General features: G+C 55.4%; 19 protein-coding genes and 1 tRNA gene. 18 read left to right on the top strand and 2 right to left on the bottom strand.

The window, feature by feature from the left end:
* Positions 1–64 precede the first annotated feature (64 nt).
* Positions 65–343 (top strand): acylphosphatase, encoded by a 279-nt coding sequence (gene yccX / locus ACX9GT_RS15495; protein ID WP_473187624.1) that lies wholly within the window; start codon positions 65–67, stop codon positions 341–343.
* 3 nt (positions 344–346) lie between these two features.
* Here yccX and tusE read toward each other — a convergent pair whose 3' ends face one another.
* Both tusE and yccA read right to left on the bottom strand, forming a co-directional pair.
* The gene (tusE, locus tag ACX9GT_RS15490) at positions 347–676 is read right to left on the bottom strand and encodes a sulfurtransferase TusE (protein WP_473187623.1); all 330 of its coding nucleotides are present in this window, start codon (positions 674–676) and stop codon (positions 347–349) included.
* A gap of 113 nt (positions 677–789) precedes the next feature.
* Positions 790–1,449: an FtsH protease modulator YccA gene (gene yccA, locus ACX9GT_RS15485; RefSeq protein WP_473187622.1), complete on the bottom strand. Its 660-nt coding sequence runs from the start codon at positions 1,447–1,449 to the stop codon at positions 790–792.
* A gap of 230 nt (positions 1,450–1,679) precedes the next feature.
* Here yccA and ACX9GT_RS15480 point away from each other — a divergent pair.
* The 17 genes from ACX9GT_RS15480 (at position 1,680) to ACX9GT_RS15400 (ending at position 25,794) form a co-directional block, all read left to right on the top strand.
* Positions 1,680–1,767 (top strand) — tRNA-Ser (locus tag ACX9GT_RS15480).
* 877 nt (positions 1,768–2,644) lie between these two features.
* The gene (gene tssB / locus ACX9GT_RS15475; protein ID WP_473187621.1) at positions 2,645–3,142 is read left to right on the top strand and encodes a type VI secretion system contractile sheath small subunit; all 498 of its coding nucleotides are present in this window, start codon (positions 2,645–2,647) and stop codon (positions 3,140–3,142) included.
* A gap of 33 nt (positions 3,143–3,175) precedes the next feature.
* Positions 3,176–4,738 (top strand): type VI secretion system contractile sheath large subunit, encoded by a 1,563-nt coding sequence (gene tssC, locus ACX9GT_RS15470; protein WP_473187620.1) that lies wholly within the window; start codon positions 3,176–3,178, stop codon positions 4,736–4,738.
* A gap of 79 nt (positions 4,739–4,817) precedes the next feature.
* A complete protein-coding gene (tssK, locus tag ACX9GT_RS15465; protein ID WP_473187619.1) occupies positions 4,818–6,155 on the top strand; it encodes a type VI secretion system baseplate subunit TssK in 1,338 nt (445 codons plus the stop codon).
* Positions 6,152–6,796 (top strand): type VI secretion system protein TssL, short form, encoded by a 645-nt coding sequence (gene tssL, locus ACX9GT_RS15460; protein WP_473187618.1) that lies wholly within the window; start codon positions 6,152–6,154, stop codon positions 6,794–6,796. Before tssK ends, tssL begins: the two co-directional genes overlap by 4 nt.
* Positions 6,797–6,806: 10 nt before the next feature.
* Positions 6,807–8,486 carry an OmpA family protein gene (locus tag ACX9GT_RS15455; protein ID WP_473187617.1) on the top strand — a complete coding sequence of 560 codons (1,680 nt, stop codon included), beginning with the start codon at positions 6,807–6,809 and terminating at the stop codon, positions 8,484–8,486.
* Positions 8,487–8,498: 12 nt separating this feature from the next.
* Positions 8,499–8,990, top strand: coding sequence for an Hcp family type VI secretion system effector (locus ACX9GT_RS15450; RefSeq protein ID WP_473187616.1), 492 nt, complete (start codon positions 8,499–8,501; stop codon positions 8,988–8,990).
* 327 nt (positions 8,991–9,317) lie between these two features.
* Positions 9,318–11,972 (top strand): type VI secretion system ATPase TssH, encoded by a 2,655-nt coding sequence (gene tssH, locus ACX9GT_RS15445; protein WP_473187615.1) that lies wholly within the window; start codon positions 9,318–9,320, stop codon positions 11,970–11,972.
* Complete coding sequence (locus ACX9GT_RS15440) at positions 11,947–14,469, top strand: type VI secretion system Vgr family protein (protein WP_473187614.1); 2,523 nt, start codon at positions 11,947–11,949, stop codon at positions 14,467–14,469. Before tssH ends, ACX9GT_RS15440 begins: the two co-directional genes overlap by 26 nt.
* 3 nt (positions 14,470–14,472) lie before the next feature.
* Positions 14,473–16,305, top strand: coding sequence for an esterase/lipase family protein (locus ACX9GT_RS15435; RefSeq protein ID WP_473187613.1), 1,833 nt, complete (start codon positions 14,473–14,475; stop codon positions 16,303–16,305).
* On the top strand, positions 16,268–17,398 hold the full coding sequence (locus ACX9GT_RS15430) for a T6SS immunity protein Tli4 family protein (RefSeq protein WP_473187612.1): 1,131 nt from the start codon (positions 16,268–16,270) through the stop codon (positions 17,396–17,398). Before ACX9GT_RS15435 ends, ACX9GT_RS15430 begins: the two co-directional genes overlap by 38 nt.
* Before the next feature lie 49 nt (positions 17,399–17,447).
* Positions 17,448–18,578 carry a T6SS immunity protein Tli4 family protein gene (locus ACX9GT_RS15425; RefSeq protein ID WP_473187611.1) on the top strand — a complete coding sequence of 377 codons (1,131 nt, stop codon included), beginning with the start codon at positions 17,448–17,450 and terminating at the stop codon, positions 18,576–18,578.
* A 48-nt stretch (positions 18,579–18,626) separates the two neighbouring features.
* Positions 18,627–19,757, top strand: a complete 1,131-nt coding sequence (locus ACX9GT_RS15420; RefSeq protein WP_473187610.1) for a T6SS immunity protein Tli4 family protein — start codon at positions 18,627–18,629, stop codon at positions 19,755–19,757.
* A gap of 48 nt (positions 19,758–19,805) precedes the next feature.
* A complete protein-coding gene (locus ACX9GT_RS15415; protein WP_473187609.1) occupies positions 19,806–20,945 on the top strand; it encodes a T6SS immunity protein Tli4 family protein in 1,140 nt (379 codons plus the stop codon).
* A 54-nt stretch (positions 20,946–20,999) separates the two neighbouring features.
* Positions 21,000–21,260, top strand: coding sequence for a PAAR domain-containing protein (locus tag ACX9GT_RS15410; protein WP_473187608.1), 261 nt, complete (start codon positions 21,000–21,002; stop codon positions 21,258–21,260).
* Between the two features lie 2 nt (positions 21,261–21,262).
* Positions 21,263–22,384 (top strand): hypothetical protein, encoded by a 1,122-nt coding sequence (locus ACX9GT_RS15405; RefSeq protein WP_473187607.1) that lies wholly within the window; start codon positions 21,263–21,265, stop codon positions 22,382–22,384.
* Positions 22,384–25,794, top strand: coding sequence for an ImcF-related family protein (locus ACX9GT_RS15400; RefSeq protein WP_473187606.1), 3,411 nt, complete (start codon positions 22,384–22,386; stop codon positions 25,792–25,794). The genes ACX9GT_RS15405 and ACX9GT_RS15400 overlap by 1 nt, the downstream gene beginning before the upstream one ends.
* Positions 25,795–25,804 lie beyond the last annotated feature (10 nt).

The raw sequence follows: 25,804 nt of genomic DNA, 5'->3' as shown, positions 1-25,804 counted from the left end.
AGTCACACTCTCTGGGCATCAGCGCAGAAAATGCCATAAACGAAAAATCGATAAGGAGCCGATTATGACACAAGTTTGTATTGCCGCGTATGTCTATGGCCTAGTGCAAGGGGTAGGGTTTCGCTATAACACACAGCATAAAGCGACGGCACTAGGGCTAACCGGTTATGCACGCAATCTGGATGATGGCAGCGTTGAAGTTGTCGCCTGCGGTGAACAGCCGCAGGTTGATCAACTGGTTGAATGGCTAAAAAGCGGCGGCCCACGTGGTGCCCGCATTGAGCGCGTGCTGGTGGAACCGCAAGGCGTCGCTGATCACAAAGGGTTCAGCATCCGCTACTGAATGTTAGATGCATTTCACCGGTTTTGGCAGGCCAGCGATTTTTGTCGCCTGCTTGGCCGGGCCTTTTGGGAACAGGCGATAAAGGTAGCGGCTGTTGCCTTTCTCTTCGCCGTACTTTTGCGCCATGGCTTTCACCAGCATGCGGATAGCGGGCGAAGTATTAAATTCCTGATAGAAATTACGCACAAAACGCACCACTTCCCAGTGCGCTTCCGTCAGCACGATCTCTTCCTGCGCTGCCAGCAACGGTGCCAGCCCCTCTTGCCAGTCGGCGCTGTTTTTCAGGTAACCCTGGGCGTCAGTTTCAATGGTCTGACCTTCAAACTCCAACATACTGCCTCGGTAACAAATAATTTATGGCGGGCATCAGTCTAGCAAATTTTGGCTTCGGCAAAAAATAAAGCCCCGCAGGATTTGCGGGGCTTGGGAGCTTGCCAAACGGTCAATCAGTTGCTGCGGGCGAAGCCCAGAATGCTCAGCAGGCTGATGAACATATTGTACAGCGAAACATACAGGCTGACGGTGGCACGGATATAGTTAGTCTCACCACCATGAATGATGTTGCTGGTTTCCCACAGGATGGCACCGGCAGAAAACAGAATAAACAGCGCGCTGATCGCCAGGTGTAAAGCCGGGATCTGCAAGAACAGGTTAGCGATCACCGCTACTAGCAGCACCACGAAACCCGCCATCAGCATGCCAGAAAGGAATGACATATCTTTACGGGTCGTCAGTACATAGGCTGAACAGCAGAAAAACACCGCTGCGGTGCCCCCCAGTGCCAGCATGATCAAATCGCCAGCACCAGCATTAAGGAATGAACTCAGGATCGGGCCAAGGGCATAACCCATAAAACCAGTGAAGGCGAAAGCAGCCAGAATACCTGCCGGGCTATTTGCCAGCTTGTGCGTCAGGAACATCAGACCATAAAAACCTGCCAACATTAGCAATAACCCAGGAGCGGGCAAGCCAAGCATGGTGCTGGCCGTAGCGGTCAGCGCAGAAAAGCCCAGCGTCAGTGACAGCAGGAAATAGGTGTTACGCAGCACTCGGTGCGTGCTCAGCAACGAATCGCGCGAGGAGGATGAGACGACAATGCGGTCCATAATGATCTCTCTTATCAGGTCATCACAAAATTAGTCACGATGATAGGCAGCACAACCGTTTGATTAAAGAGTGTTTACTCATCTTTACTCATTAGCGAGCACGATGGGGTTCTGGACATGACAAATGGCGATTTCTTCAGCGCACGGTGGCTATATGCCTGTTTTTCGTTCGGTTAAACGGTTTCAGGCTTTACAAGCGGATCGGCTGTGTTTATAGTTCGCTTCGTTGCGGAGGGGTGGCCGAGTGGCTGAAGGCAACGGTCTTGAAAACCGTCGACGGGAAACCGTTCCAGAGTTCGAATCTCTGCTCCTCCGCCATTTCTTCCTTCTAGTTGTTTCCTAACGATTTTCTCCCCCAAGAATTCCCATTGCTACACACAGATGCTACACAGGGTTCCCCTATGTGCACTCATCTAGTTAAACGTGGCTCACGCTATTACTTCCGTCGCAGAATCTCCTCGGTATTTTCATCCTTCGTTTTCTGAAAGCATTTGTTTGACGAAATGCTTAGGCTGCTGCTATTGGGATACTGAATTCACCAACTGACAGAATGAACATCCCGGCTTAATTGTGCATCAGTGGTTTTTTTATTCAGATGCTGTCTTGTTCTTGACGTGTTATTGAGTGAGTGTCTCAAGAGGTTATTAGATTCATTATCCCGCAATCCTCTTTCGTATCCACGAATGCGCTATTCTCAGGGTATTTATAATATAAATGCTGGTTAAAAAATAAAACATTCACCATATGAATGTTTTATTTGTATCTAAAAGCCAGATATCTGATAGCTGACGTTGAGATAAACCTTTAAAACGGGATTTGGGCTGCTCTTATGTGGCCTGATGCTTTGTGGCTGGTTGCGGGTTTTATAGGATATTTTTATTAATCAGTATGATACGCTTTTAGGGCGATCGCTATTACCGCCACTTTGCGTGGAAAATATTTTCTTTCCAATCACTTTGCTAATCCTTCTGCGCTGCTATTATGGTCGTCTGTCTGGAAGACGACGGTATTTCAGATTTTGACTTAAAACACACAGCGTCATGCCATCAAGGATTGAATGTGTTCGCTTGTCACACCCATTTTGGTTTACCCGAACGGTGTAAAAAAAGGATGTGGTTGTCTGGCAGGGTTAGCCATTCTTATTAATTCCTCAAGGCAGACCGTTCTTCATTGCATCAGTTGAACAGGGATAGCCATGTCAAATTCTTATCAGAACGAAGTTCCTAGGGCTCGCGTTAACATTAAACTCGACCTGCATACCGGTGGCGCGCAGAAGAAAACTGAACTGCCGCTCAAGTTGCTGGTGATGGGCGACTACAGTAACGGTCAGGAGCACCGAGCTCTCTCTGAACGCAGCAAAATCAACATCAACAAAAATAATTTCGACAGCGTGTTAGCGGAGTTCCAACCAAGCCTGACCCTTTCTGTGCCTGATACCCTGGCCGATGATCACAGCGACACCGCCGTAGCGCTGGCCTTCCGTGAAATGAAAGACTTCGAACCGGAGCAGGTAGCCCGTCAAATCCCGCAGCTGCGCGCCATGCTGGCGATGCGCAACCTGCTGCGTGACCTCAAATCCAACCTGCTGGACAACACCACCTTCCGACGCGAGTTCGAAATCATCCTGAAGGATGAGGCGCTGAGCGACGAACTGCGGATGGAACTGGAAATACTGGCACTCGAAAACTGTTAATCGCCCAGGATGGGAATGATAAGGAATAGACCGATGTCTGGACAGGAAGAAACATTGCAGGAAACAACGGCACAGCGTCATACCACCACCGTGCTGGAAAAAGACGCCCCGGCCCCTCACAGCGTTTACGCATCATTGTTTGAAAAAATCAACCTTAACCCGGTCTCCCAACTGAACGGCATCGAAGCCTTTCAGGACGGCGACGCCCTGGCGGACGTCTCGGCCGATGAGCGCGTCACCGCCGCCGTCAGCGTCTTTTTAGACCTGCTCAAGCAGTCGGCGCAGAAAGTTGACAAGCTCGACAAGAATCTGCTGGACAGCCATATTGCTGCGCTGGATGAAAAAATCAGCCGTCAACTGGATGCAGTGATGCATCACCCTGATTTCCAACGGGTTGAGTCCACCTGGCGTGGCGTGAAATCGCTGATTGACCAGACCGATTTTCGCCAGAACGTGCGTATCGAACTGCTGGATATCAGTAAAGACCACCTGGTGCAGGATTTTGACGATGCGCCGGAAATCGCCCAGAGCGGCCTGTATACCCATGCCTATATTCAGGAATACGACACCCCCGGCGGTGAGCCGATTGCTGCCGCCATTTCCAACTACGAATTTGACGCCAGCCCACGGGATATCGCGTTGCTGCGTAACCTTTCCAAGGTGGCTGCGGCGGCCCATATGCCGTTTATCGGCGCGGTTGGCCCGGCGTTCTTCGGCAAAAACACCATGGAGGAAGTGGCTGCTATCAAGGATATTGGCAACTACTTTGATCGTGCCGAATATATCAAATGGAAGTCCTTCCGTGAGACCGACGATGCGCGTTATATCGGCCTGACCCTCCCTCGTGTGCTGGGCCGCTTGCCCTATGGCCCGGATACCGTGCCGGTGCGCAGCTTCAATTATGTGGAAGCGGTAACCGGGCCGGACCACGACAGATATCTGTGGACCAACGCGTCGTTCGCCTTTGCTGCCAACATGGTAAAAAGCTTTATCGACAACGGCTGGTGCGTGCAGATCCGCGGGCCTCAAGCGGGCGGGGCGGTCACCAACCTGCCAATCCACCTGTATGACTTGGGCACCGGTAACCAGGTGAAGATCCCGTCAGAAGTGATGATCCCGGAAACCCGCGAGTTCGAGTTCGCCAACCTCGGTTTTATTCCGCTGTCGTATTACAAAAACCGGGATTACGCCTGCTTCTTTTCCGCCAACTCGGCGCAGAAACCCGCGCTGTATGACACCGCAGATGCCACGGCCAACAGCCGCATCAACGCGCGCCTGCCGTATATCTTCCTGCTGTCGCGCATTGCCCATTACCTGAAGCTGATTCAGCGCGAGAACATCGGCACCACCAAAGACCGCCGCCTGCTGGAGCTGGAGCTTAACAACTGGGTGCGCGGCCTGGTAACCGAGATGACCGATCCGGGTGATGACCTACAGGCGTCACACCCGCTGCGTGACGCGAAGGTGACGGTGGAAGACATTGAAGACAACCCGGGCTTCTTCCGTGTCAAACTGTATGCGGTGCCGCATTTCCAGGTGGAAGGGCTGGATGTGGCGCTGTCACTGGTATCCATGATGCCGAAAGCCAAAGCCTGATAGCCTCTTCGTTCCGGTGTTGTCGCCAATCGCGCAGCAACGCCTGAAAGAGGAACCGGATTGTATGCAAGGAATGTTGATGAAGATTTACCGTCCGTTATGGAGTGAAGGGGCTTTTCTGGCCCCGCAACAGTTTCAGCAGCAGGCACAATGGGAAGCGTTCAGTACCGATCGTGTGGCGCGTATTCCGGTGGTGCACCCCTGGGGCGTGCTGGTCTGCGAGTTTGATGAGCAGGCGCTGAACGTTGAGCGCCTGAACTTGCAACATTTGGTGGTGCGCCTGCCTGATGGCACCCTGATTGATAGTCAGATTGCCGACACTTTACCCCCTGCCTGCTCACTGGCGGCGTTGGCGGGGCGCGAATCTGCCACCGTGGTGCTGGCCTTGCCATTGCTGAGCGCCGGGGGCAGCAATGTGGATGCTGCAGGTCACAGTGAGCGCCCGCTGCGATACCGGCAGGAATGGGCCAACGTACAGGATATGCTGGGTGAGGCGCGCACGGAAATGGCGGTGCTGCGTCATGCCCTGACTCTGCGTTATGACCATGAAGAAAATGGTGAATACCTGACGCTGCCGTTGGCACGGCTGGTGCGTGATAGCCAGGGGCAATGGCGTTTAGACAGCCACTTTGTGCCGCCGCTGCTGGCGTTTTCCGCCAGTCCGTTATTGATTGAGCAACTGACGCAACTGGCCTTGCAACTCGGTGCCAAGCGCCGTCGGCTGATGGGTATGCGCCGTGAAAGCAACCAGCGCATGGCCGATTTTGCCGTGGCGGATGTGTCGCTGTTCTGGCTGCTTAATGCGCTTAACAGCCATGAGCCGGTGCTCAATGACCTGCTGGCCCATCCGGAACAACACCCAGAGCTTATCTACCGTGAACTGGCCCGTCTGGCGGGCAGCCTGATGACGTTTTCGCTGGAGCACGATATCGACGCTATTCCAGCCTACGATCATGGCGCGCCGGGCAACGTTTTCCCGCCGTTGTTTACTCTGTTGAGCCTGTTGCTGGAAGCCAGCCTGCCGTCACGGGTGCTGACCATCGATCTGACTCGCGAAGGCGGGTTCTGGAAAGGGGCGCTGCACGATGCCCGTCTGCGGGAAGAGGCTGACTTCTACCTGTCGGTACGTTCTTCCGTACCTGCCCATCAGTTGCAAACCCAGTTCCCGCTGCTGTGTAAAGCGGGCAGTCCGGATGAAGTGGCCGATATCGTCAACGTGGCGATCAGCGGTGTGCCGCTGGTGGCGCTGAGCCATGTGCCCGCGGCTATTCCGCTGCGGCTGGAGAACCAGTATTTTGCCCTGACGCTCGATAACGATGCGGCCCGGGCGATGCTGGCGGCCGGGGCCTGTGCGTTCTATGTACCAGGAACGTTGGGTGACGTGCAGCTTGAACTGTTTGCGGTGCTGCGTTCATGACCACGATAGCGATAGATACCCTGTTGCATGACACCTGGCGCACGGTCTGTCAGTTGCGTAACGGCTGGCAGGCCGAAGATGGCCGGGGTCTGTACCGTACCGCCTGTGCGCAGGTGGATAATGCCCGCGCTGCCTTGGCTGATGCGGGGCTGAGTGCCCCGGATATTGACCATATTCTCTACGCCCAGTGCGCCTTGCTGGATGGTGCGGTGATGAGCCGCAAGGTGCAGGACGCAGGTTACCGTGAATGGCTGAACTCGCCGTTGCAAACTCGCTACTTCAATACCTTGGGGGCGGGCGAACTGCTGTGGGAGCGTATCCGCAGCGTGCTGCGCCAACCGGCACCAAACGTGGCTGTGCTGACCTGTTTTCATCGGGTGCTACTGTTGGGTTTCAGTGGCCAATACCGGGATGAGGATGCGCCGGACAGAGAGGCGATGCTGGCGACGCTCGAGCGGATGGTGCCGCCATTTGCCTTGCCGCAGCCGACTCCTATGGTGGCCAAGCCCCGTGGTCGCAGGTATCGGCGCGGTGCCCGTTCCCTGTGGTGGCGCGCATTGCTGGCCGTTGTGGCGCTGGCGGGGTTGTGGTGGGGATTACACCTGAGCCTGCAGCAGTGGGTGCAGCAGACGCTGTCGTGAGGATCCTCCGATGACGACCGTTTCACGGTGCTTGCTGTGGTGCTGGGCGGGGTTGCTGGTGCTGCTGTTGGTCTGGGTTTTTTTGCCGCTGGCAACGGCTTCCCACTGGTGGTTGACCGCAGCGGTGTTGCTGGCTGTTGCGCTAGCTGGCTGGTGGATGACCCGCCGCGAACTGCCCTTAGCCGATTCAGTACCGGCGATATCCTTGCCGGTAACCCTACCAGGAGCACTGGTGTTGGTGTGCGGAGATACCACACGCTTGTTCGCGGGTGGAGAAACTTTTCGCGCCACGGTGCAGGGAGCCTATCTGGCCACGCCGACGCAGGACTGCCTGTTAAATACCGTGCGGTGGCTCGCCGCCCATCGCCCGGAGGTGTTACCGCATCTGTCACTGATGTTGAATGTGGTGCCTGAACAGCATCAGGACGAAGCCGCCTTGCGTGGGCAATTGCACCATTGGCGCAGCGCCATCAGCCAGTGCCGTGCCTTGCGCTCTGCGACACCGTTCTGGCTGTGCGGTTATTTTGCTGCGCCGGGGGCGGATGAGGCCTGGTTTGCCGACGTGGGGGAAGGGATAACGGCTGTCTCTGCCCCGTCTTTTGCTGAGGCGAGGCCGATAGGGACAGAACGCTCGGCTGCCGAAGGGCGGCTTTCGCAGTCCTTGTGGTTGGACGAGGCGTTGCGCTGGCTAAATGCGGTGGTGGTGGATGAACTGACGAGGGTGCAGACGACGTTGCCGCCTTTACGCCTGCATTTGTTAGCGGTGAGGATGATCGCGATGCGCGGTGATGGCGATAACCTGTGGCAGCGCGTTTTACAGCGTGGTACCACGCTCACGGCACCGTTGCCAGCAATACCCGCAGTGGCGTTGCCGTTTCCCGACCCCTTTTTGCCTTTTTTGCCAATACGGGGTGAGCTGACGCCAGCGCAGCGTATCGGGTGGTGGTGGGGGGCTGCATTGGTGTTGTTTGTTGCGGCGGCGTTGCTGGCGAGCTTTGTCAATAACCATCGCCTGACCCACAGTATCCACCAGGACTTGGCGCAGTACCGTCTTTTGGACGGAACGCCCCCGGAGCCTAAACGGCGGGCGCAACAGCGTTTGCGTGAGGATGAAAGACAACTGGCACGCTATCAACGACAGGGTGTTCCGTTGTCGCTGGGATTGGGATTGTATACGGGGGATCCACTGTATGCGGCAGTGCAGCGCGCGGTCAGTGATTGGGCTCCCGCAGTTTCCCTGTCGGCACCCGAGTCAGATGTGATATCGGCAGCGTCACAAGCGGTACGGCTTGACAGCCTGTCGCTGTTCGACACCGGCAAGGCGCAGCTTAAACCGAGCGCTATCCCGGTGTTGATCAACGCGTTGGCTACCCTCCACGCCCAGCCGGGTTGGCTGATTGTGGTGAGTGGCCATACCGATGCCACTGGCAATGCGCAGGGCAACCAGGTGCTGTCGCTCAAGCGGGCCGAAGCGGTGCGTGATTGGATGATACAAAACAGCGCGGTGCCCGCGAGTTGTTTTGCAGTGCAAGGGTTTGGTGCGACTCAGCCGTTGGCCAGCAATGACACGCCAGCCGGGCGGGCGGCCAATCGCCGGGTTGAAATCAGTTTGGTATCGGCGGCTTCGGTCTGTCCGGGGCCAAAAATGATAACCGGGTCACCGGAACAAGTGACCTTATTACGTCAATAAAAGGAGTTAACCATGGCAATTCCAGTCTATCTGTGGCTGAAAGATGACGGCGGTACGGACATCAAGGGATCGGTGAATGTGCAGAGCCGCGAAGGCAGCATCGAAGTGGTGGCACAGGACCATAACCTGTACATCCCGACCGATAACAACACCGGCAAGCTGACCGGTACCCGTATCCACACGCCGTTTGTGTTCACCAAGGAAATCGACGCTTCCAGCCCGTATCTGTACAAAGCGGTGACCAGCGGTCAAACGCTGAAAACCGCTGAATTCAAGTGGTACCGCATTGATGATGCTGGCCAGGAAGTGGAATATTTCAACACCAAACTGGACAACGTCAAAGTGGTGAAAGTGGCCCCGAAGATGCATGACATCAAGGATCCGGGTAAAGAGAAGCACAACCACTTGGAAGAGATAGAGTTGCGCTACGAAAAAATCACCTGGACCTACAAAGACGGCAACATCATTCATTCCGATGCCTGGAATGAGCGTACTACGGCGTAATCCGCTTGCTTGTTAATGCTGATCCGTTAAGCAGCATCATCATGCGGTAGATGTAAAATGTGACGCCCCCTCTCCCTGTGGGAGAGGGCCGGGGTGAGGGGCTTGTAGTGCGGTGATCGTCCCCTCACCCTAACTCCCAAAGAGAGGGAACTGATTAATCCTAGCAGGTTACTTTTTGTGTTTTTGGCTGAGTCTCGCCGTGCCGGTACTCAGCCAAACGCATTCACAATGCATCAGATGACCTTATGGGCCTCGGTTAACGGCTATGGGCGGTAGCGTGCCCGCACGGCGTCATGACGGGCAGCAAAGAGAGAGCAGGGAAGAGGCATGAGCAATCATTCAGTACGTTTATTACATCGGTTAAATCCTTACTGTGCCCAAGCATTGGTATCGGCCGCCACGTTATGTCAGACCCGCGGCCATGCGGAGATCACCGTGGAGCACTGGTTACTCAAGTTGTTGGAGCAGGGGGACGGCGATCTATCGGTGATCGCCCGGCGCTATGACTGGGATCAGGATGCGCTATGGCATGGGTTGCTGGCACACCTGGAACGTTTGCCTCATCAGATCCAGGGCAAACCGCAACTGTCGGCTCCGTTGCAACAACTGATACAAAGCGCTTGGCTGGAGGCGTCGGCACAGATCAATACGGATGCGGTGCGTTCGCTGTATGTGCTGATGGCCCTTGCCGCCGAACCGGCCCTGATCACACAGAATGCCGCCTGGCCGCTGCTCAGCCTCAGTGCTGCACAACTTGCCCACCTGCTGCCGCTGCTGGATGCGCAATCGGAAGAGCGCCCGGAAAAACAACCGCGCCTTGAATGGTCGGTCGACGAACCGGTACAGACCACCTTGCCACCCGCCGTTGGGCTTGATGATGCCCTACAAGCCGAACTGGATAAGTTTACCCAGGATCTGACCGCCAAAGCGCGGGCTGGCCAGATTGATCCGGTATTGGGCCGTGACAATGAAATCCGCCAGATGGTGGATATTCTCTCCCGCCGCCGCAAGAACAACCCGATTTTGGTGGGCGAGCCCGGCGTGGGTAAAACCGCCCTGGTGGAAGGGCTGGCGCTGCGCCTGGCCGAAGGGGATGTTCCCGCCAGTCTGAAAACCGTCAGCGTGCGCACCCTGGATTTGGGCCTGTTGCAGGCGGGGGCGGGCGTACGCGGTGAGTTTGAACAACGGCTCAAGAACGTGATTGCGGCGGTGCAACAGTCTCCTACCCCGATCCTGCTGTTTATCGACGAAGCGCACACCCTGATCGGTGCAGGCAATCAGGCGGGCGGTGCCGATGCGGCCAACCTGCTGAAACCGGCGCTGGCGCGTGGCGAACTGCGCACCATCGCGGCCACTACCTGGTCAGAGTACAAGCAGTATTTTGAGCGTGATGCGGCGCTGGAACGGCGCTTCCAACGGGTCTTGGTGGAAGAACCGGATGATGGAAACGCCTGCCTGATGCTGCGTGGCTTGAAGGAGCGCTATGCCGCCTATCATGGGGTGCATATCCGCGATTCGGCGGTGAAAGCCGCCGTGACCTTATCGCGCCGTTATCTGACCGGCAGACAGTTGCCGGATAAGGCGGTCGATCTGCTGGATACCGCCAGTGCTCGGGTACGTATGAGCCTGGACAACGAACCGCAGCAAATCGTACACCTCAGGACGGAACTGGCGGCGCTGACGATCGAGCAGCAGGCGATCGAAGACGACAAGGTGTTAAGCACAGAGGTGGATCCGGCGCGATTGGCGGACATCAGCGATCGGCTTCGGGCACTTCAGAAGCATCAGATCCGGCTTGCCGTGCAATACGAGAAAGAGCGGGCGCTGACAGCGCAACTGCTGGAGGCACGTCAGAAAGGCAACCGCCGTGAAGAGTCCCTGGCGCTCAGGGCGCAACTGCATGATCTTCAGCGTTGCAACCCGTTGCTGTGGTTGGATGTGGATGTCCGCGCGGTGGCGACGGTGATTGCCGACTGGACCGGTGTACCGCTGGGTAGCCTGTTGAAAGACGAACAGAACCAGCTATTGCAGCTCGAGCGCCAACTGGCTATACGGATCATCGGGCAGGAGGCGGCGCTTGGTGGCCTGGCACAGCAGTTGCGTGCCGCCCGAGCCGGGCTGACGCCGGATAACGGCCCGCTGGGGGTGTTCCTGCTGGTGGGGCCGAGCGGGGTGGGGAAAACCGAAACCGCGCTGGCGCTGGCGGACACCCTGTTTGGCGGTGACGCGTCGCTGATCACCATCAACCTCTCCGAATACCAGGAAGCACACACCGTCAGCCAGTTGAAAGGCTCGCCACCGGGTTATGTCGGTTACGGTCAAGGGGGCATTTTGACCGAAGCGGTGCGCCAGCGGCCTTACAGCGTGGTGCTGCTGGATGAAGTGGAAAAGGCTCACCACGATGTCCTCAACCTGTTCTATCAGGTATTTGACCGGGGGAGAATGCGCGACGGCGAAGGCCGCGAGATTGATTTTCGCAATACCGTGATAGTGATGACCTCCAATCTTGGCAGCGACGCGTTGATGGCGCACTTGGAGAAACACCCCGACGCGCCGGAGAGCGAATTACATGAACGGTTACGCCCTGTGCTGCGCGACCATTTCCAGCCTGCGCTGCTGGCGCGCTTCCAAACCTTGATTTATCGCCCGTTGGGCGCGGTGGCGCTCAAACGTATCGTCGCCATCAAACTGGCACAGCTAGCCCAACGACTGTACCAGCATTACGGTCTGCGCTGCGTGATTGAAGACAGCCTGACCAATACCCTGGTAGAAGCCTGCCTGCTACCAGACAGCGGGGCGCGCCATATCGACAGTTTGCTTAATCAACAGATCTTGCCCGCACTCAGCAGCCAACTGCTGCAACGGCAGGCGGCAGCACAACCGGCTCACGGTCTCACGTTGGGTTACAACGACGTCGACGGCATCACCCTGACTTTCATGGACGAGGAACACCAAAATGAGCACGCTCACAACCACCCTTAATAACGTCATGTCCGGCCTGAACCGTTACCGCCTGGCGGTACAGGGCTGCGATGCCCCGCTGGATGTGGAGTCCTTCACGGCGCGCGAGCAGTTCAGCGCGACCTACCGCTATCACATCCGTTTTACCAGCCGCACCCAGGATATCTCGCTGCAACAGATGCTGCGCCGGGGTACCACCTTCCAGATGCAGACGCTGGGCGACACCGTGTTCGGCGTAGTGACCCCGCCAACGGTGCAAAAAGTGGTGCACGGCGTGGTGACGGATTTTCGCCGCCTGTCCGGCTCGCTGGACGAGGCGTTGTACCAAATCACCCTCGAACCGTTCTTCGCGCTGCTGGATAACCAGACGCGCAGCTACCGCTTTTTCCTCAACCAGTCGATCCCGGAAATCGTTGAGCAAATCCTGCGCGAGCACAATCTGAAGGGCTGGGAGTTCGAGTTCCAGCTAAAAAGCAGTTACCCGCGCCGCGTGCAGGTGAACCAAGTCAACGAGAGCGACAAGGCGTTTATTGAACGGTTGCTGGCCGAGGTGGGGATTTTTTACACCTTCGCACTGCACCCGGATACCCAGACCGAGATATTGCGCTTTGGCGATCGGCAGAGCTTTTACCAGTTCGGCAAAACCCTGCCGCTGCGCAACCCGTCGGGGATGAACGACAACGCCGCCGACAGCGTCTGGGGCTTGAGCGTGCGCCATAAAGTGGTGGAGCAGTCGGTGCTGGTGAAGGATTACAACTACCGCGAGGCGCACAACCCGCTGCTGTCGGCCCCGGCGGACATGACCCGCGGCGAGGGCGAAAAGATCACCTACGGCGAGGTTTACCACTACCTGCCGCGCCACCTGAGCCAGGGCGATAAAATCACCCCGGATCCCGAGACCGCCAACTTCTGGGCGCGGCTGGATCACGAACGGATGTTGACGGCGCAGACCCGCCTGCGCGGGTACAGCACTGACGTCACCTTGGCCCCCGGCCAGGTGCTGACGCTCAGCGCGACCAGTCCACTGCCGGACGCCTTCCGCGAAGAGATGGTGATCACCGCGGTGCGTTTCAGTGCCAGCCGCTCAAACGCCTTGCAGGTGATTTTCACCGCGATCCCGTACAGCGAAACCCTCTGCTATCGTCCGCCGCTGAAGCCGCGCCCGGTGGTGACCGGCACGCTGATGGCGCGGGTCACCAGCCCGATTGACAACGACCTGTACGCACACCTGGATAAAGACGGCCTGTACTGGGTGAAGTTTGACGCCGATCGGGACGAAAAACGCCAGGGCTACGAAAGCATGCCGGTGCGGCTGGCCAAACCCTATGGGGGCGATACCTATGGGATCCACTTCCCGCTGATCCAGGGCGCAGAGGTGGCGATTGCGTTCCATGAGGGGGATCCGGATCGGCCGTATATCGCGCACGCCATGCACGACTCGCGTCACCCGGACCACGTGACCGAACGCAACAATACCCGTAACGTGATCCGCTCTCCTGCCAACAACAAACTGCGGATGGAAGACCGGCGCGGCGAGGAGCACGTCAAGCTCAGCACGGACCACAGCGGTAAATCCCAGCTGAATCTGGGGCATATTGTTGACGCCGGTCGCAACCTGCGCGGCAAAGGAACGGAGCTGCGTACCGATGCGCATCTGGCGATCCGCGGCGGTGACGGGGTGTTTATCAGTGCAGATAAACAGCCCCAGGCGGAAGGGCCGGTGCTGGAGATGGCGGCGGCGATCGGTCAGTTACAGCAAGCGCAGAGCTTGACTGAAGCGTTACGCGCAGCGGCAGAAACCGCGAAGGCGGAACTGGCAGATTTGCAAACGCAGAAGGCCTTGCTCAGCGATGTATTGACAGAACTCAAACAGGCGGCGCTGTTGCTCTCTGCGCCTGCGGGTATCGCGCAAACCACGCCGAAAAGCCTGCAATTATCGGCCGGGGAAAATGTCACGGTAACCAGCGGAAAAAACACCGACTTTAGCGTACTGAAAGCCTTCACGGTGGCGGCGGGCGAAAAGGTGAGCCTGTTTGCGCACAAACTGGGGATGAAACTGTTTGCCAGCCACGGCAAGGTTGAAATCCAGGCGCAGGGGGATGAAATGACGCTGGATGCGCTGAAAGATGTGCGTATCAGCAGCAGTGAAGGCAAGATAGTCATCAGCGCGAAGCAGGACATCCTGTTGGTGGGCAGTGGCGGGGCGTATATCCGTATCGGCAACGGTGTGGTGGAAAGTGGCGCACCGGACAAGATCATTCAGCGGGCGGCAGTGTGGCAGAAGTTCAGCGGGCAAAGCGCCAGCCAGATGGCGCAGCAATGGGAGCAGGCGGATTTTGCGGTGACGCCGGAGTTACGCTGGTTACAAGGTGACTCGCCAGTGGTGCAGCGTCGTCTGTCGATAACCCCATCAGACAGTATGCAGAGTGCGAAAACAACAGACACACAGGGGCAGGTGCAACCCCAGAGCAGTGCGTTTATTGATACCTTACAGATAACCTCTGAGGCAAAGGAGTGACCCATGGCTGAGGAAAAGCAGGAAAACATCGAAATTGTTCATGCTGAACGCGATCAGCAGGGGCGGTATACCGCCTCCATCACCCCGGGCAGAAAAGAAGATAATAAAAAGGCCATTATCTACCTTGACGATATTCGGGTGATCCCCATCGTTTTTTTGCCGGGGATAATGGGCAGCAATCTGCAAACCATTCCTAAGAACAAAAAACTGCCAGGCGATGCCATATGGCGACTGGATGGAAAAACCTCGTTATTGGGTTGGTCACTGCCGTTCGCCGGCAGCGCAACCAAACGCAAGGAGCAACTCGACCCGAACAAAGTACAGGTCGATGATCGCGGCGACATTATTGGTCCGTTGCAGCATGAGATGGCGGTGCTACAGGGCCGGTATCCTCTGAGCAGCAGAACCACGCAGGAAGAGATTGATGCCTACAATAAGGCGAAAGAGGCCGTGCTGGCCAAGGATACGGAAAGCAAACTGTTTGGCAGCCGCCGAGATCGCGGCTGGGGGCAGGTGGCCAATATGAGCTATGGCACGTTTCTGGATTGGTTGCAGCATACGCTGCACCGCGATAAAAAAGGCAAGGCCTATCAGGAACTGTTAAACAAGCTGTTGGGTGTGGAGTACAGCCGCGATGCCGAGGCGCTGACCGAAGGGGATCTGAAGGTTCTGGATTACTACCGTTTTCCGGTTCATGCCATGGGCTATAACTGGTTGGGCTCTAACATCGAATCAGCAGAACGACTTAAAACCTATATTGATGGCCTGCTCAAGAAATACCGTGAAGCGCCAATGAAGTACAAGTGCAACAAGGTGATCCTGGTCACTCACTCCATGGGGGGGCTGGTGGCGCGTTACTACTCTGAAGTGCTGGGGGGAAAAGCCAATATCTACGGCATTGTGCATGGGGTGATGCCCTCCACCGGGGCCCCGGCAGCCTATACCCGAATGAAGCGCGGTACCGAGAACCCTGGGTCAACAGCAGCGGGTTATATTACCTCGCATATTCTGGGGCGCAATGCCGCCGAGATGACCGCCATCTGCTCCCAGTCCCCCGGCCCGCTGGAGTTGCTGCCTTCACCGTTGTATGACAAAAACTGGCTGCACATTGTTGATCGTCATGGCAACAAGAAGAGTTATCCAGACAAAAATCCCTACGAAGATATTTATCTCAATCAGACCGACTGGTGGCGGCTGATCGACCCTAATCTGCTAAACCCTAAAAACAGCAGCGGTAATCCGGCGCAACTGGTAAAGGACTGGGAAACCTTTAAAGATATTATTATGGAAAAAGTAAAGGTTTTTCATGAGAAATTGGCCGACAAATATCATTCCAATACCCATGCCTTTTATGGGTTGGATACCGCCATGCCTGGCCGCGTGTCCGCCGCTTATGCCACCCATCAGGTAGTAACCTGGAAGGGGGTACTGGCGAAGGGGTTATCCCATGTGCAGCGGCAACCGGCAGCGGGGCGCCAGGAGGGCGATCTGCTAGACCCGAAAGAGCTGATGGAGTACCGCACCACCTATACGCAGCTTTCACCGGCCGAGCAGGCCTATTCAGAGCCGGTCAACCCACGCGGGGGGAGCAGTAAAGTCTATATTGGCCAGCGTTTTACCTTGCAAGAGGCTAGTGGCAATGGGGACGGCACGGTGCCGCAAAAGGCGGGGTATATTGAGGATCGTCATCTGATGTCCCGGCTGGCGATCACCACCGAACATGAGCCAGCCTATCAGCACCCCACCGCGCAGGCCTTTACGCTGCGCGCCATCGTGAAAATAGCCCAGGAGGTGAAAAATGACCCGTCAATGGCGTTTAAATCGTTATCTGCCTAAGCCATGGCAGAAAGCGAGCGTGGCCCTCACGCTGCTGAGCGTGGGGTTATTCGCCTATGTCAACTCCTCTCCCCTCGATCGCCCATTGAATGACAAGGAACAGGCCATGCTCACCCCCCTGCTGCAACACCCGACACCGCGCTGTGTCGGCCTCTATCTTATCGATCTGCCCGCTGATTTTATTGTTGATGAGGGCATGTTTTTACTGCTGGATGATGGCACCAAAATGGAGAGCCGGGAGCAATACCGCCCGCCCTTTAACCAGTTGATGCAGCGTCGAGAGCAGGAGTTGAAGACAACCGAACCCTATGACCCACTGGATAAACCGTTCTTAAAGAAAATACATCCGTTACCCGAAGAGATGGTCGGTACGGTGTTTGAACGTAATGAAGATAAGAGCACACCTGACGTTGCCAGAATACTGGAAGCCTATAAATGGGATACGGGCGTGACCTTTAAGATTGAGATAAAAGCCAAAGATGGACGTTCCTCACGTTATGATCCAGACCGTGCTACATATGGGAAGGATATATATCGCTACAACGTCCCAGAGAAACTGGCCGCAGTACAAGCTCTACTCCATCGCACCGCAGCCAGAGAGGATACGCTGATCCCCAACCAGCCGGGATTTTGTATCAGGCGCGGTTTTATCGCGGGTAAACCGATCGAGTCCTATGACTTTGGTATGGGGTACGTGCATAACCATATCAAAAACCTGGTCGTGGGTTTTAGCAGCAATGATTACCAGAGTACCGGTGATACCCTGCTGGAGCAGGATGAACGGGTCATCGGCCAAGGTAAATACCATACGCTGCATAAAGGGAAGCGAGATATTAACGGACTGGCGATTGAAGAGTGGCTGTTAGGGGGGGAAGTGACGGAGCTCAAGTATGTTACTCCACCGTACAATGAATATTTTTTCTACCTTAAATACAACCAGTTAAATCCCACACCCCAGCAGCCAAGGTTTGAGATCACCCTGTACTACAAAACCGAAAACCTGACCCCGGAAGAGATCTTGAGCGAAGCGCAACTGATCGCGGTGTGGAAAGAGCTCACCTCAACATTGCGTATCCGGCATGGGGCGATTTAAGGCGCTTGGGGGAGTGATGCAGGATAAAAAGAAAGACAGGAGGTCAACAATGAGCCGTCAATGGCATTTAAATCGTTATCTGCGTAAGCCTTGGCAGAAAGTGGCCGTGGCCCTCATGCTGATGAGCGCGGGGCTTTTCGCCTATGTCAACTCCTCTCCCCTCGATCGCCCATTGAATGACAAGGAACAGGCTATGCTCACCCCCCTGCTGCAACACCCGACACCGCGCTGTGTTGGCCTCTATCTTATCGATCTGCCCGCCGATTTTATCGTTAACAAGGGCATGTTTTTACTGCTGGATGATCGCACCAAAATGGAGAGCCGGGAACAATACCGCCCGCCCTTTAACCAGTTGATGCAGCGTCGGGAGCAGGAAATGAAGGCAACTGAGCCGATTAATCCACTCAATAAGCCTTATCTGAAGCAGATTCATCCGCTACCGGCAGGGATGGTCGGTACGGTATTTGAACGTAATGAAGATACAAGCACACCTGATGTTGCCAGAATACTGGAAGCCTATAAATGGGATGCAGGCGTTACCTTTAAAATTGAGATAAAAGCCAAAGATGGGCGCTCCTCACGTTATGATCCAGACCGTGCTACATATGGGAAGGATATATATCGCTACAACGTCCCAGAGAAACTGGCCGCAGTACAGGTTCTACTTCGCCGCACCGTGGCCAGAGAGGATACGGTGATCCCCAACCAACCAGGATTTTGTATTTTGCGCGGTTTTATCGCAGGTAAACCGATCGAGTCCTATGACTTTGGTATGGGGTATGTGCATAGCCATATCAAAAATCTGTTGGTTGTTTTTAGCAGTAATGATTACCAGAGTACCGGTGATACCCTGTTGGAGCAGGATGAACGGGTCATAGGCCAAGGCAAGTACCATACGCTGCATAAAGGGAAACGGCAGATTAACGGGCTGGCGATTGAAGAGTGGCTGTTAGGGGGGGAAGTGACGGAGCGTGAGTATGTGACTCCACCGTACAACGAATATGTTTTCTATCTTAAATACAACCAGTTAAACCCCACACCCCAGCAGCCAAGATTTAATATCAAGATGTATTACAATACCAAAAACCTGACCCCGGAAGAGACCTTGAGCGAAGCGCAACTGATCGCAGTGTGGAAAGAGCTCACCTCAACATTGCGTATCCGCCCAGGGGCGATCTAGGGATCGTGGGGGAGTGATGCAGGATAAAAGAAAGACAGGAGGTCAATAATGCCCCGTCAATGGCGTTTAAATCGTTATCTGCCTAAGCCATGGCAGAAAGCGACCGTGGCCCTCACGCTGCTGAGCGTGGGGCTTTTCGCCTATGTCAACTCCTCTACCCTCGAACGCCCATTGAATGACAAGGAACAGGCCATGCTCACGCCCCTGTTGCAACACCCGACACCGCGCTGTGTCGGTCTCTATCTTATCGATCTGCCCGCTGATTTTATTGTTGATGAGGGCATGTTTTTACTGCTGGATGATCGCACCAAAATGGAGAGCCGGGAGCAATACCGCCCGCCCTTTAACCAGTTGATGCAGCGCAGGGAGCAGGAATTGAAGACAACCGAACCGGATGACCCACTGGATAAACCGTTCTTAAAGAAAGTTCATCCGTTACCCGAAGGGATGGTCGGTACGGTGTTTGAACGTAATGAAAACTCATATAAACCTGATGTTGCCAGAATACTGGAAACCTATAAATGGGATGCGGGCGTCACTTTTAAAATTGAGATGAAAGCAAGAGATGGACGCTCCACACGTTATGATTTAAATCGCTCCAGATATGGTGCCGATATATTCAATTATAACGTCCCAGAGAAATTGGCCGCAGTACAAAGTCTACTCCGTCGCACCGCAGCCAGAGAGGATACGCTGATCCCCAACCAGCCGGGGTTTTGTATCAGGCGCGGTTTTATCGCGGGTAAACCGATCGAGTCCTATGACTTTGGTATGGGGTATGTGCATAGCCATATCAAAAACCTGGTCGTGGGTTTCAGCAGTAATGATTACCAGAGTACCGGTGATACCCTGTTGGAGCAGGATGAGCGGGTCATAGGCCAAGGTAAATACCATACGCTGCATAAAGGGAAGCGAGATATTAACGGGCTGGCGATTGAAGAGTGGCTGTTAGGGGGGGAAGTGACGGAGCGTGAGTATGTTACCCCACCGTACAACGAATATGTTTTCTATCTTAAATACAATCAGTTAAATCCCACTGCCCAGCAGCCAAGATTTAATATCAAGATGTATTACAAAACCGAAAACCTGACCCCGGAAGAGACCTTGAGCGAAGCGCAACTGATCGCTGTGTGGAAAGAGCTCACCTCAACATTGCGTATCCGCCCAGGGGCGATCTAGGGATCGTGGGGGAGTGATGCAGGATAAAAGAAAGACAGGAGGTCAACAATGAGCCGTCAATGGCGTTTAAATCGTTATCTGCCTAAGCCATGGCAGAAAGCGACCGTGGCCCTCACGCTGCTGAGCGTGGGGTTATTCGCCTATGTCAACTCCTCTACCCTCGAACGCCCATTGAATGACAAGGAACAGGCCATGCTCACGCCCCTGTTGCAACACCCGACACCGCGCTGTGTCGGTCTCTATCTTATCGATCTGCCCGCCAATTTTATTGTCGATGAGGGCATGTTTTTACTGCTGGATGATGGCACCAAAATGGAGAGCCGAGAGCAATATCGTCCGCCCTTTAACCAACTGATGCAGCGCCGGGAGCAGGAACTGAAGGCGAGCGAGCCAATTAATCCACTCAATAAACCTTACCTGAAGCAGATACATCCGCTACCAGCTGGGATGGTTGGTGTTGTTTTCGAACGTAATGAAGATAGGAGTACACCTGATGTTGCCAGAATATTGGAAGCCTATAAATGGGATGCGGGCGTCACTTTTAAAATTGAGATGAAGGCTGATGATGGGCGTTCCTCACGCTATGACACAGACAAGGCTCAGTATGGGAGTGATATATATGGCTATAGTGTTCCAGAGAAACTGGCAGCGGTACAAGATCTGCTCAGCCGCACTGCGACCAAAGAGGATACGCTAATCCCCAACCAGCCGGAGTTTTGTATCAGGCGCGGTTTTATCGCGGGTAAACCGATCGAGTCCTATGACTTTGGTATGGGGTATGTGCATAACCATATCAAAAACCTGGTCGTGGGTTTTAGCAGCAATGATTACCAGAGTACCGGTGATACCCTGTTGGAGCAGGATGAGCGGGTCATAGGCCAAGGCAAGTACCATACGCTGCATAAAGGGAAACGGCAGATTAACGGGCTGGCGATTGAAGAGTGGCTGTTAGGGGGGGAAGTGACGGAGCGTGAGTATGTGACTCCACCGTACAATGAATATTTTTTCTACCTTAAATACAATCAGTTAAATCCCACCGCCCAGCAGCCAAGGTTTGAGGTCACCCTGTACTACAAAACCGAAAACCTGATCCCGGAAGAGACCTTGAGCGAAGCGCAACTGATCGCGGTGTGGAAAGAGATCACCTCAACACTGCGTATCCGCCCAGGGGCGATCTATGGGGAATGACCCGTCAATGGCGTTTAAGTTGTTATCTGCGTAAGCATTACTAGGAGAAAGAATATGCCAGGAGTTGTTTGTTTAGGCGATGCCACCACCCATGGTGGTGAAGTAAAAACTGCGTCTTCCACCCTGTATATCAATGGACGGCAGGTTGCATTGGTCGGTGATTTGGTCTCCTGCCCTGTACATGGCATAAATGCTATCGTAGAAGGTCATCCCACCGCATTTGAAGATGGACGACAAGTGGTGGTTAATGGTTGCTTGTGTGCCTGCAAATGCCGTGTGATCAGTTCTCAACCCGAAAACAGCATAGAGTCGTAATTATGGCCTGGCCCATCCCTGCTATACCAGAGCAACCTTTGCTATCGCCCCCCCGTTATGGCATCTGGATCGTTGTTTTGGTCGTTATACTGATTATCAGTACGCTGTCTGTTCTGTTTATTGGCAACATTACAGCTTATGGGCAGTTATTGCTCTACGGCACATTACCCGGACTGTTGCTATGGATGTGTCTCTTTGGTGTGGTGCTGAATCGTTATGAACAATCATCGGCATCGGCGCGTGCTTGGTATGAAGAAACGGAGCAGACCAAAGCACAATGGCAGCAATGGAGCCGTACACAGCTCGCCGTAGTCGGGAATGTCTTGTTGACGCCCGAAGCGGAAGGGATGGGGGTTGTATTGGGTGAGCTGGAAGATATTCCCATGTATCCCCAAAAAGCCCGCCCTCTGTTTGGTGCACCACTATTGTTATCGGCGCGATTAGGTGAGATTGATAGTGAACTGGAGCGCCAGTGCCCGGGGTTCCGCCATCACTTGCAGACGGTTTATATGCTGCATGGCTCCACCTTGCAACGGGAATCCATAATTTCAGCGGTGTTCGGTCAGTGGGATTTGGTGCCCGACACTGTTGATGCTATTGAGCAAGTTCCCGTTCTACAGCAGGAATCTGAGTTTACCGGCGTGATTTTACTGCTCTGTTTGCAACACTGGCCTGACAGTATGCCGCAAAAATCCAGCGAGCTTATTTCTGCCCAACTGGTGGCGTCTCCCACTTTTGCTCGTAGGCAGGCATTACCCGTCATGGCGGGATTGGGACGTATGATGCCATTAATGCCTGAGAAGTTATCCGACGATCTTGACATGTTATTCGACTATACCCGTCTGGAGAAACAGCAGATACAGCATGTCTGGTTATCGGGTTATACAGAGAGCACACCAGCGGACATCGCGCTGTATGCCGACACTCACCACTGGATGTTACCTAAAAAGCAACCGGTTCATCTTATCGATCTCTCTTTCGGGCCACCCGGGGAGCTTTCTTTCGGTATATCAATGAGTATGATGGTAGACGCTGTCTGTAGGACCTCGCAGAATCAATTGGTTATTAGCCAAACACCCCAATCATCAGGCTGGCTGTGTTTAGTCACCTCGGAGTTATTTTAATGAGTCAAGAGAAAGGATCTCGTCCGCAACGTTATGGATTTTGGGGATATTTTCTCCTGATTGTGGGGTTGGCGGGGTTGAGTGCATTACTGTTGTTCGTCAATCAGGATGCACTGGAAAGAAGGGGGATTTCAGTTTCCCATGCCTGGTCTGTCTGGGGAGGGATTTTTTCCGCATTATTCTTCGGGTTGGTTGGGATGTCATTCTGGTGGCGTTGGCGACAAAAGCTGAGGCAGCACGAGTTTAGACCTCAATCGTCAAACAAAGAGGTCTCCGCAGTTTCGGTATCGACCACGACCAGTAGTGGTCACTTCGTTGGTATCAAGCCACACCTCCGCGCCCGTTACGGTTTCTTCTGGCGTCGTAAAGTACGCATCCTGATGCTGATGGGTGAACCCATGCAGGTCGATGCCATCGCCCCTAAGCTGGTCAGCCAGCAGTGGTTGGAAGGAGAAGGCACGGTATTGCTGTGGGGCGGAGCCGCGGCGGGAGAACCCGACCGCGCAACCCTCAAGTCCCTGCGTGCCCTGCGCCGCCGCCCGCTTGATGGCCTGGTGTGGGTCACCGACGGCTACAGCCCGCCGCCGGTAGGGAGTGCCGGTGCATCAGCGCCGCTCACCAGCGTGCTGGATGGTGATGCGTTGGATAACATTGCGCGCTCTTTGGTCAAGCGCTATGAACTTTTGGGCTGGCAGGTGCCGCTGTACGTCTGGTCACTGCAACACAGCGGCTGGGACCAGCGTGAGCGCGTGACTCAACCGGTGGGTTGTCTGCTGCCCCCACGCTGCCAGCCGGAAGAGCTGGCGGCAAGTCTTGCCACGTTACCACCGCAACTGATTGAACAGGGCACCCAACAGGTGCTGAAAGACCCGCGTCATGACTTCCTGCTGCGGTTGGCAGACACGCTGCTGCAAGGCGGGATTGAGCGGCTGCAAACCGGGTTGGCGGTCTTTATGAACCCTTACCAGCCGTTGCCGGTGGCCGGGGTGATGTTCAGCCTGCCGCTGAGTGGCAGCGGGCGCACGGCACCGCACAGTTGGGGCACCGATAATAGCTGGCAGACGGTGCTGGAGTCGGTTAAACAACTGCCCGCCGCGTTGTTGCCTAAACGTGTGGGCTTTGCTTGGCTGAAGATCGTGCGCTGGTGCCTGGCCGTGGTGATGCTGGCCTGGGGCACGGGTATGGTGCTGTCGTATATGACCAACCGTACCCTGATCAGCGAAAGTGCCGAACAGGCCCGTTTGGCCAGCGATGTGAAGGCTCCGTTAACCGAGCGGTTGCGCAGCCAGCAGGCACTGCAACAGACGATAGCGATGCTGCAATACCGCGAGGCTCGTGGCGCTCCGTGGCATGCTCGTTTGGGGCTGAACCAGAATGCGGTGCTGTTGCAGTCGTTGTGGCCGTGGTATGAGCGCAACAACAACCTGTTGATACGGGATGCGGCAGCCGAGGTGCTGCACGGCAAACTGATGGCGCTGATTGCCCTGCCGCCGGATAGCCCGCAGCGCGCGCAGCAGGCGAAAGTGGCCTACGAGCAACTCAAGGCCTACCTGATGATGGCACGGCCAGACAAAGCGGATCCGGCACTGCTGAGCAAAGCCTTGCAAACCCATTGGCCAAAACGTGAAGGGGTTCCGCAAGGATTATGGCAAGCCGTAGCACCGTCGCTGCTGGGGTTCTATGCCCAGAACCTGCCTGCTCACCCCGAGTGGAAAATCACCGCCGATAACAATCTGGTGCGTGATGCCCGACAGATACTGCTCAAGCAGCTAGGGGTACGTAATGCCGAAGCCACGCTGTACCAGAAGATGCTGCAACAGGTGGCAAAAACCCGGGGTGATATCAATCTCGCCCAGATGGTAGGCGACACGGATGCCGAACTGCTGTTCTCCACCGAGATGGTGGTGCCGGGCGTCTTTAGCCGTAAAGCGTGGGAAAACGATGTCTCGGTGGCGATCGACAAGGTGGTGAATCAGCGTCGGGAAGAGATTGACTGGGTGTTGAGCGATAGCCAGCACACCCCATCTTCAGACCTCTCGCCAGAGGCGCTAAAGGCGCGTTTGACCGAGCGCTATTTCACCGACTTTGCCGGTAGCTGGCTGGAGTTTCTCAACAGTATCGAGTGGAAACCCGCCAACAGCCTGTCGGACTCCATTGACCAGTTGACGCTGATGGCCGACGTGCGCCAGTCGCCGCTGATCGCTCTGATGAATACCCTGGCCTATGAGGGCAAAACCGGCCAGACCGGCGTAGCGCTGTCTGATTCGTTAGTCAAATCAGCCAAGACGCTGTTAAACGGCCAGGAACAACCGGCGATAGAGCAGGACAACGGCATCAAAAGCCCGATGGACAATACCTTTGGGCCACTTTTGGCGCTGATGGATGGCAAAGCGGGCGGGCAGGGCAATACCAACCTCAGCCTGCAAACCTTCCTCACCCGAGTGACGCGTGTGCGCCTTAAGCTACAACAGGTGACCAACGCCACCGATCCACAGGGCATGACCCAGTCGCTGGCGCAGACGGTGTTTCAGGGTAAGTCCATCGACCTGACCGATACCCGCGACTATGGCAGCCTAGTAGCCGCCAGCCTGGGGCAGGAGTGGAGTAGCTTTGCCCAGGCGCTGTTTGTCCAGCCGATGGATCAGTCCTGGCAGCAGGTGCTGATGCCGACCGCCGAGAGCCTGAATAGCCAGTGGAAAGGGGCGATTGTCGATGACTGGAACAGCGCGTTCGGGGGCCGCTATCCGTTCAAGAACGTGGCCAGTGATGCGTCGCTGCCGCTGTTGTCACAATACCTGCGGGCAGACAGCGGGCGTATTCAGCGCTTCCTCGAAAGCCGTTTGGCCGGGGTGTTACATAAAGAAGGCAGCCGCTGGGTGCCGGACAGCATTAATGCCCAGGGGCTGAGCTTTAATCCGGCGTTCCTTGAGGCGGTTAACACGCTGAGCCACTTGGCGGATGTGGTGTTTACCGATGGGGAGGCGGGGATGCACTTTGAGCTGCGGCCAGAAACCGCGGGGGAAGTGATGCAGACCGACCTGATTATCGACGATCAGAAGCTGTCTTATTTTAACCAGATGCCGAACTGGAAACGCTTCAATTGGCCAGCAGATACTTCAGCACCGGGTGCGACATTAAGCTGGGTGAGCACCAAAGCTGGAACGCGGCTGTATGCCGATCTACCGGGTGCCTGGGGGCTGATACGGCTGCTGGATCAAGCCAAGGTTGCGCCGAACCCAGGTATGCGCAGCAGCTTCAGCCTGCGTTGGACCGCGCAGGATGGCCTGCCGCTCAACTACACCTTGCGTACCGAACTGGACGAAGGTCCGCTGGCGTTGCTCAAACTCAAAGGCTTTGTGCTGCCAGAGCAGATATTCCTGACCCGCCCGTCGGCAGGAGGTGAGCAATGAGTTTCTGGTC

This window comes from Serratia sp. YWN4 (assembly GCF_055790845.1).
Note: the sequence above shows the minus strand (reverse complement) of the source record. Positions and strands in the feature narration are given on the sequence as shown.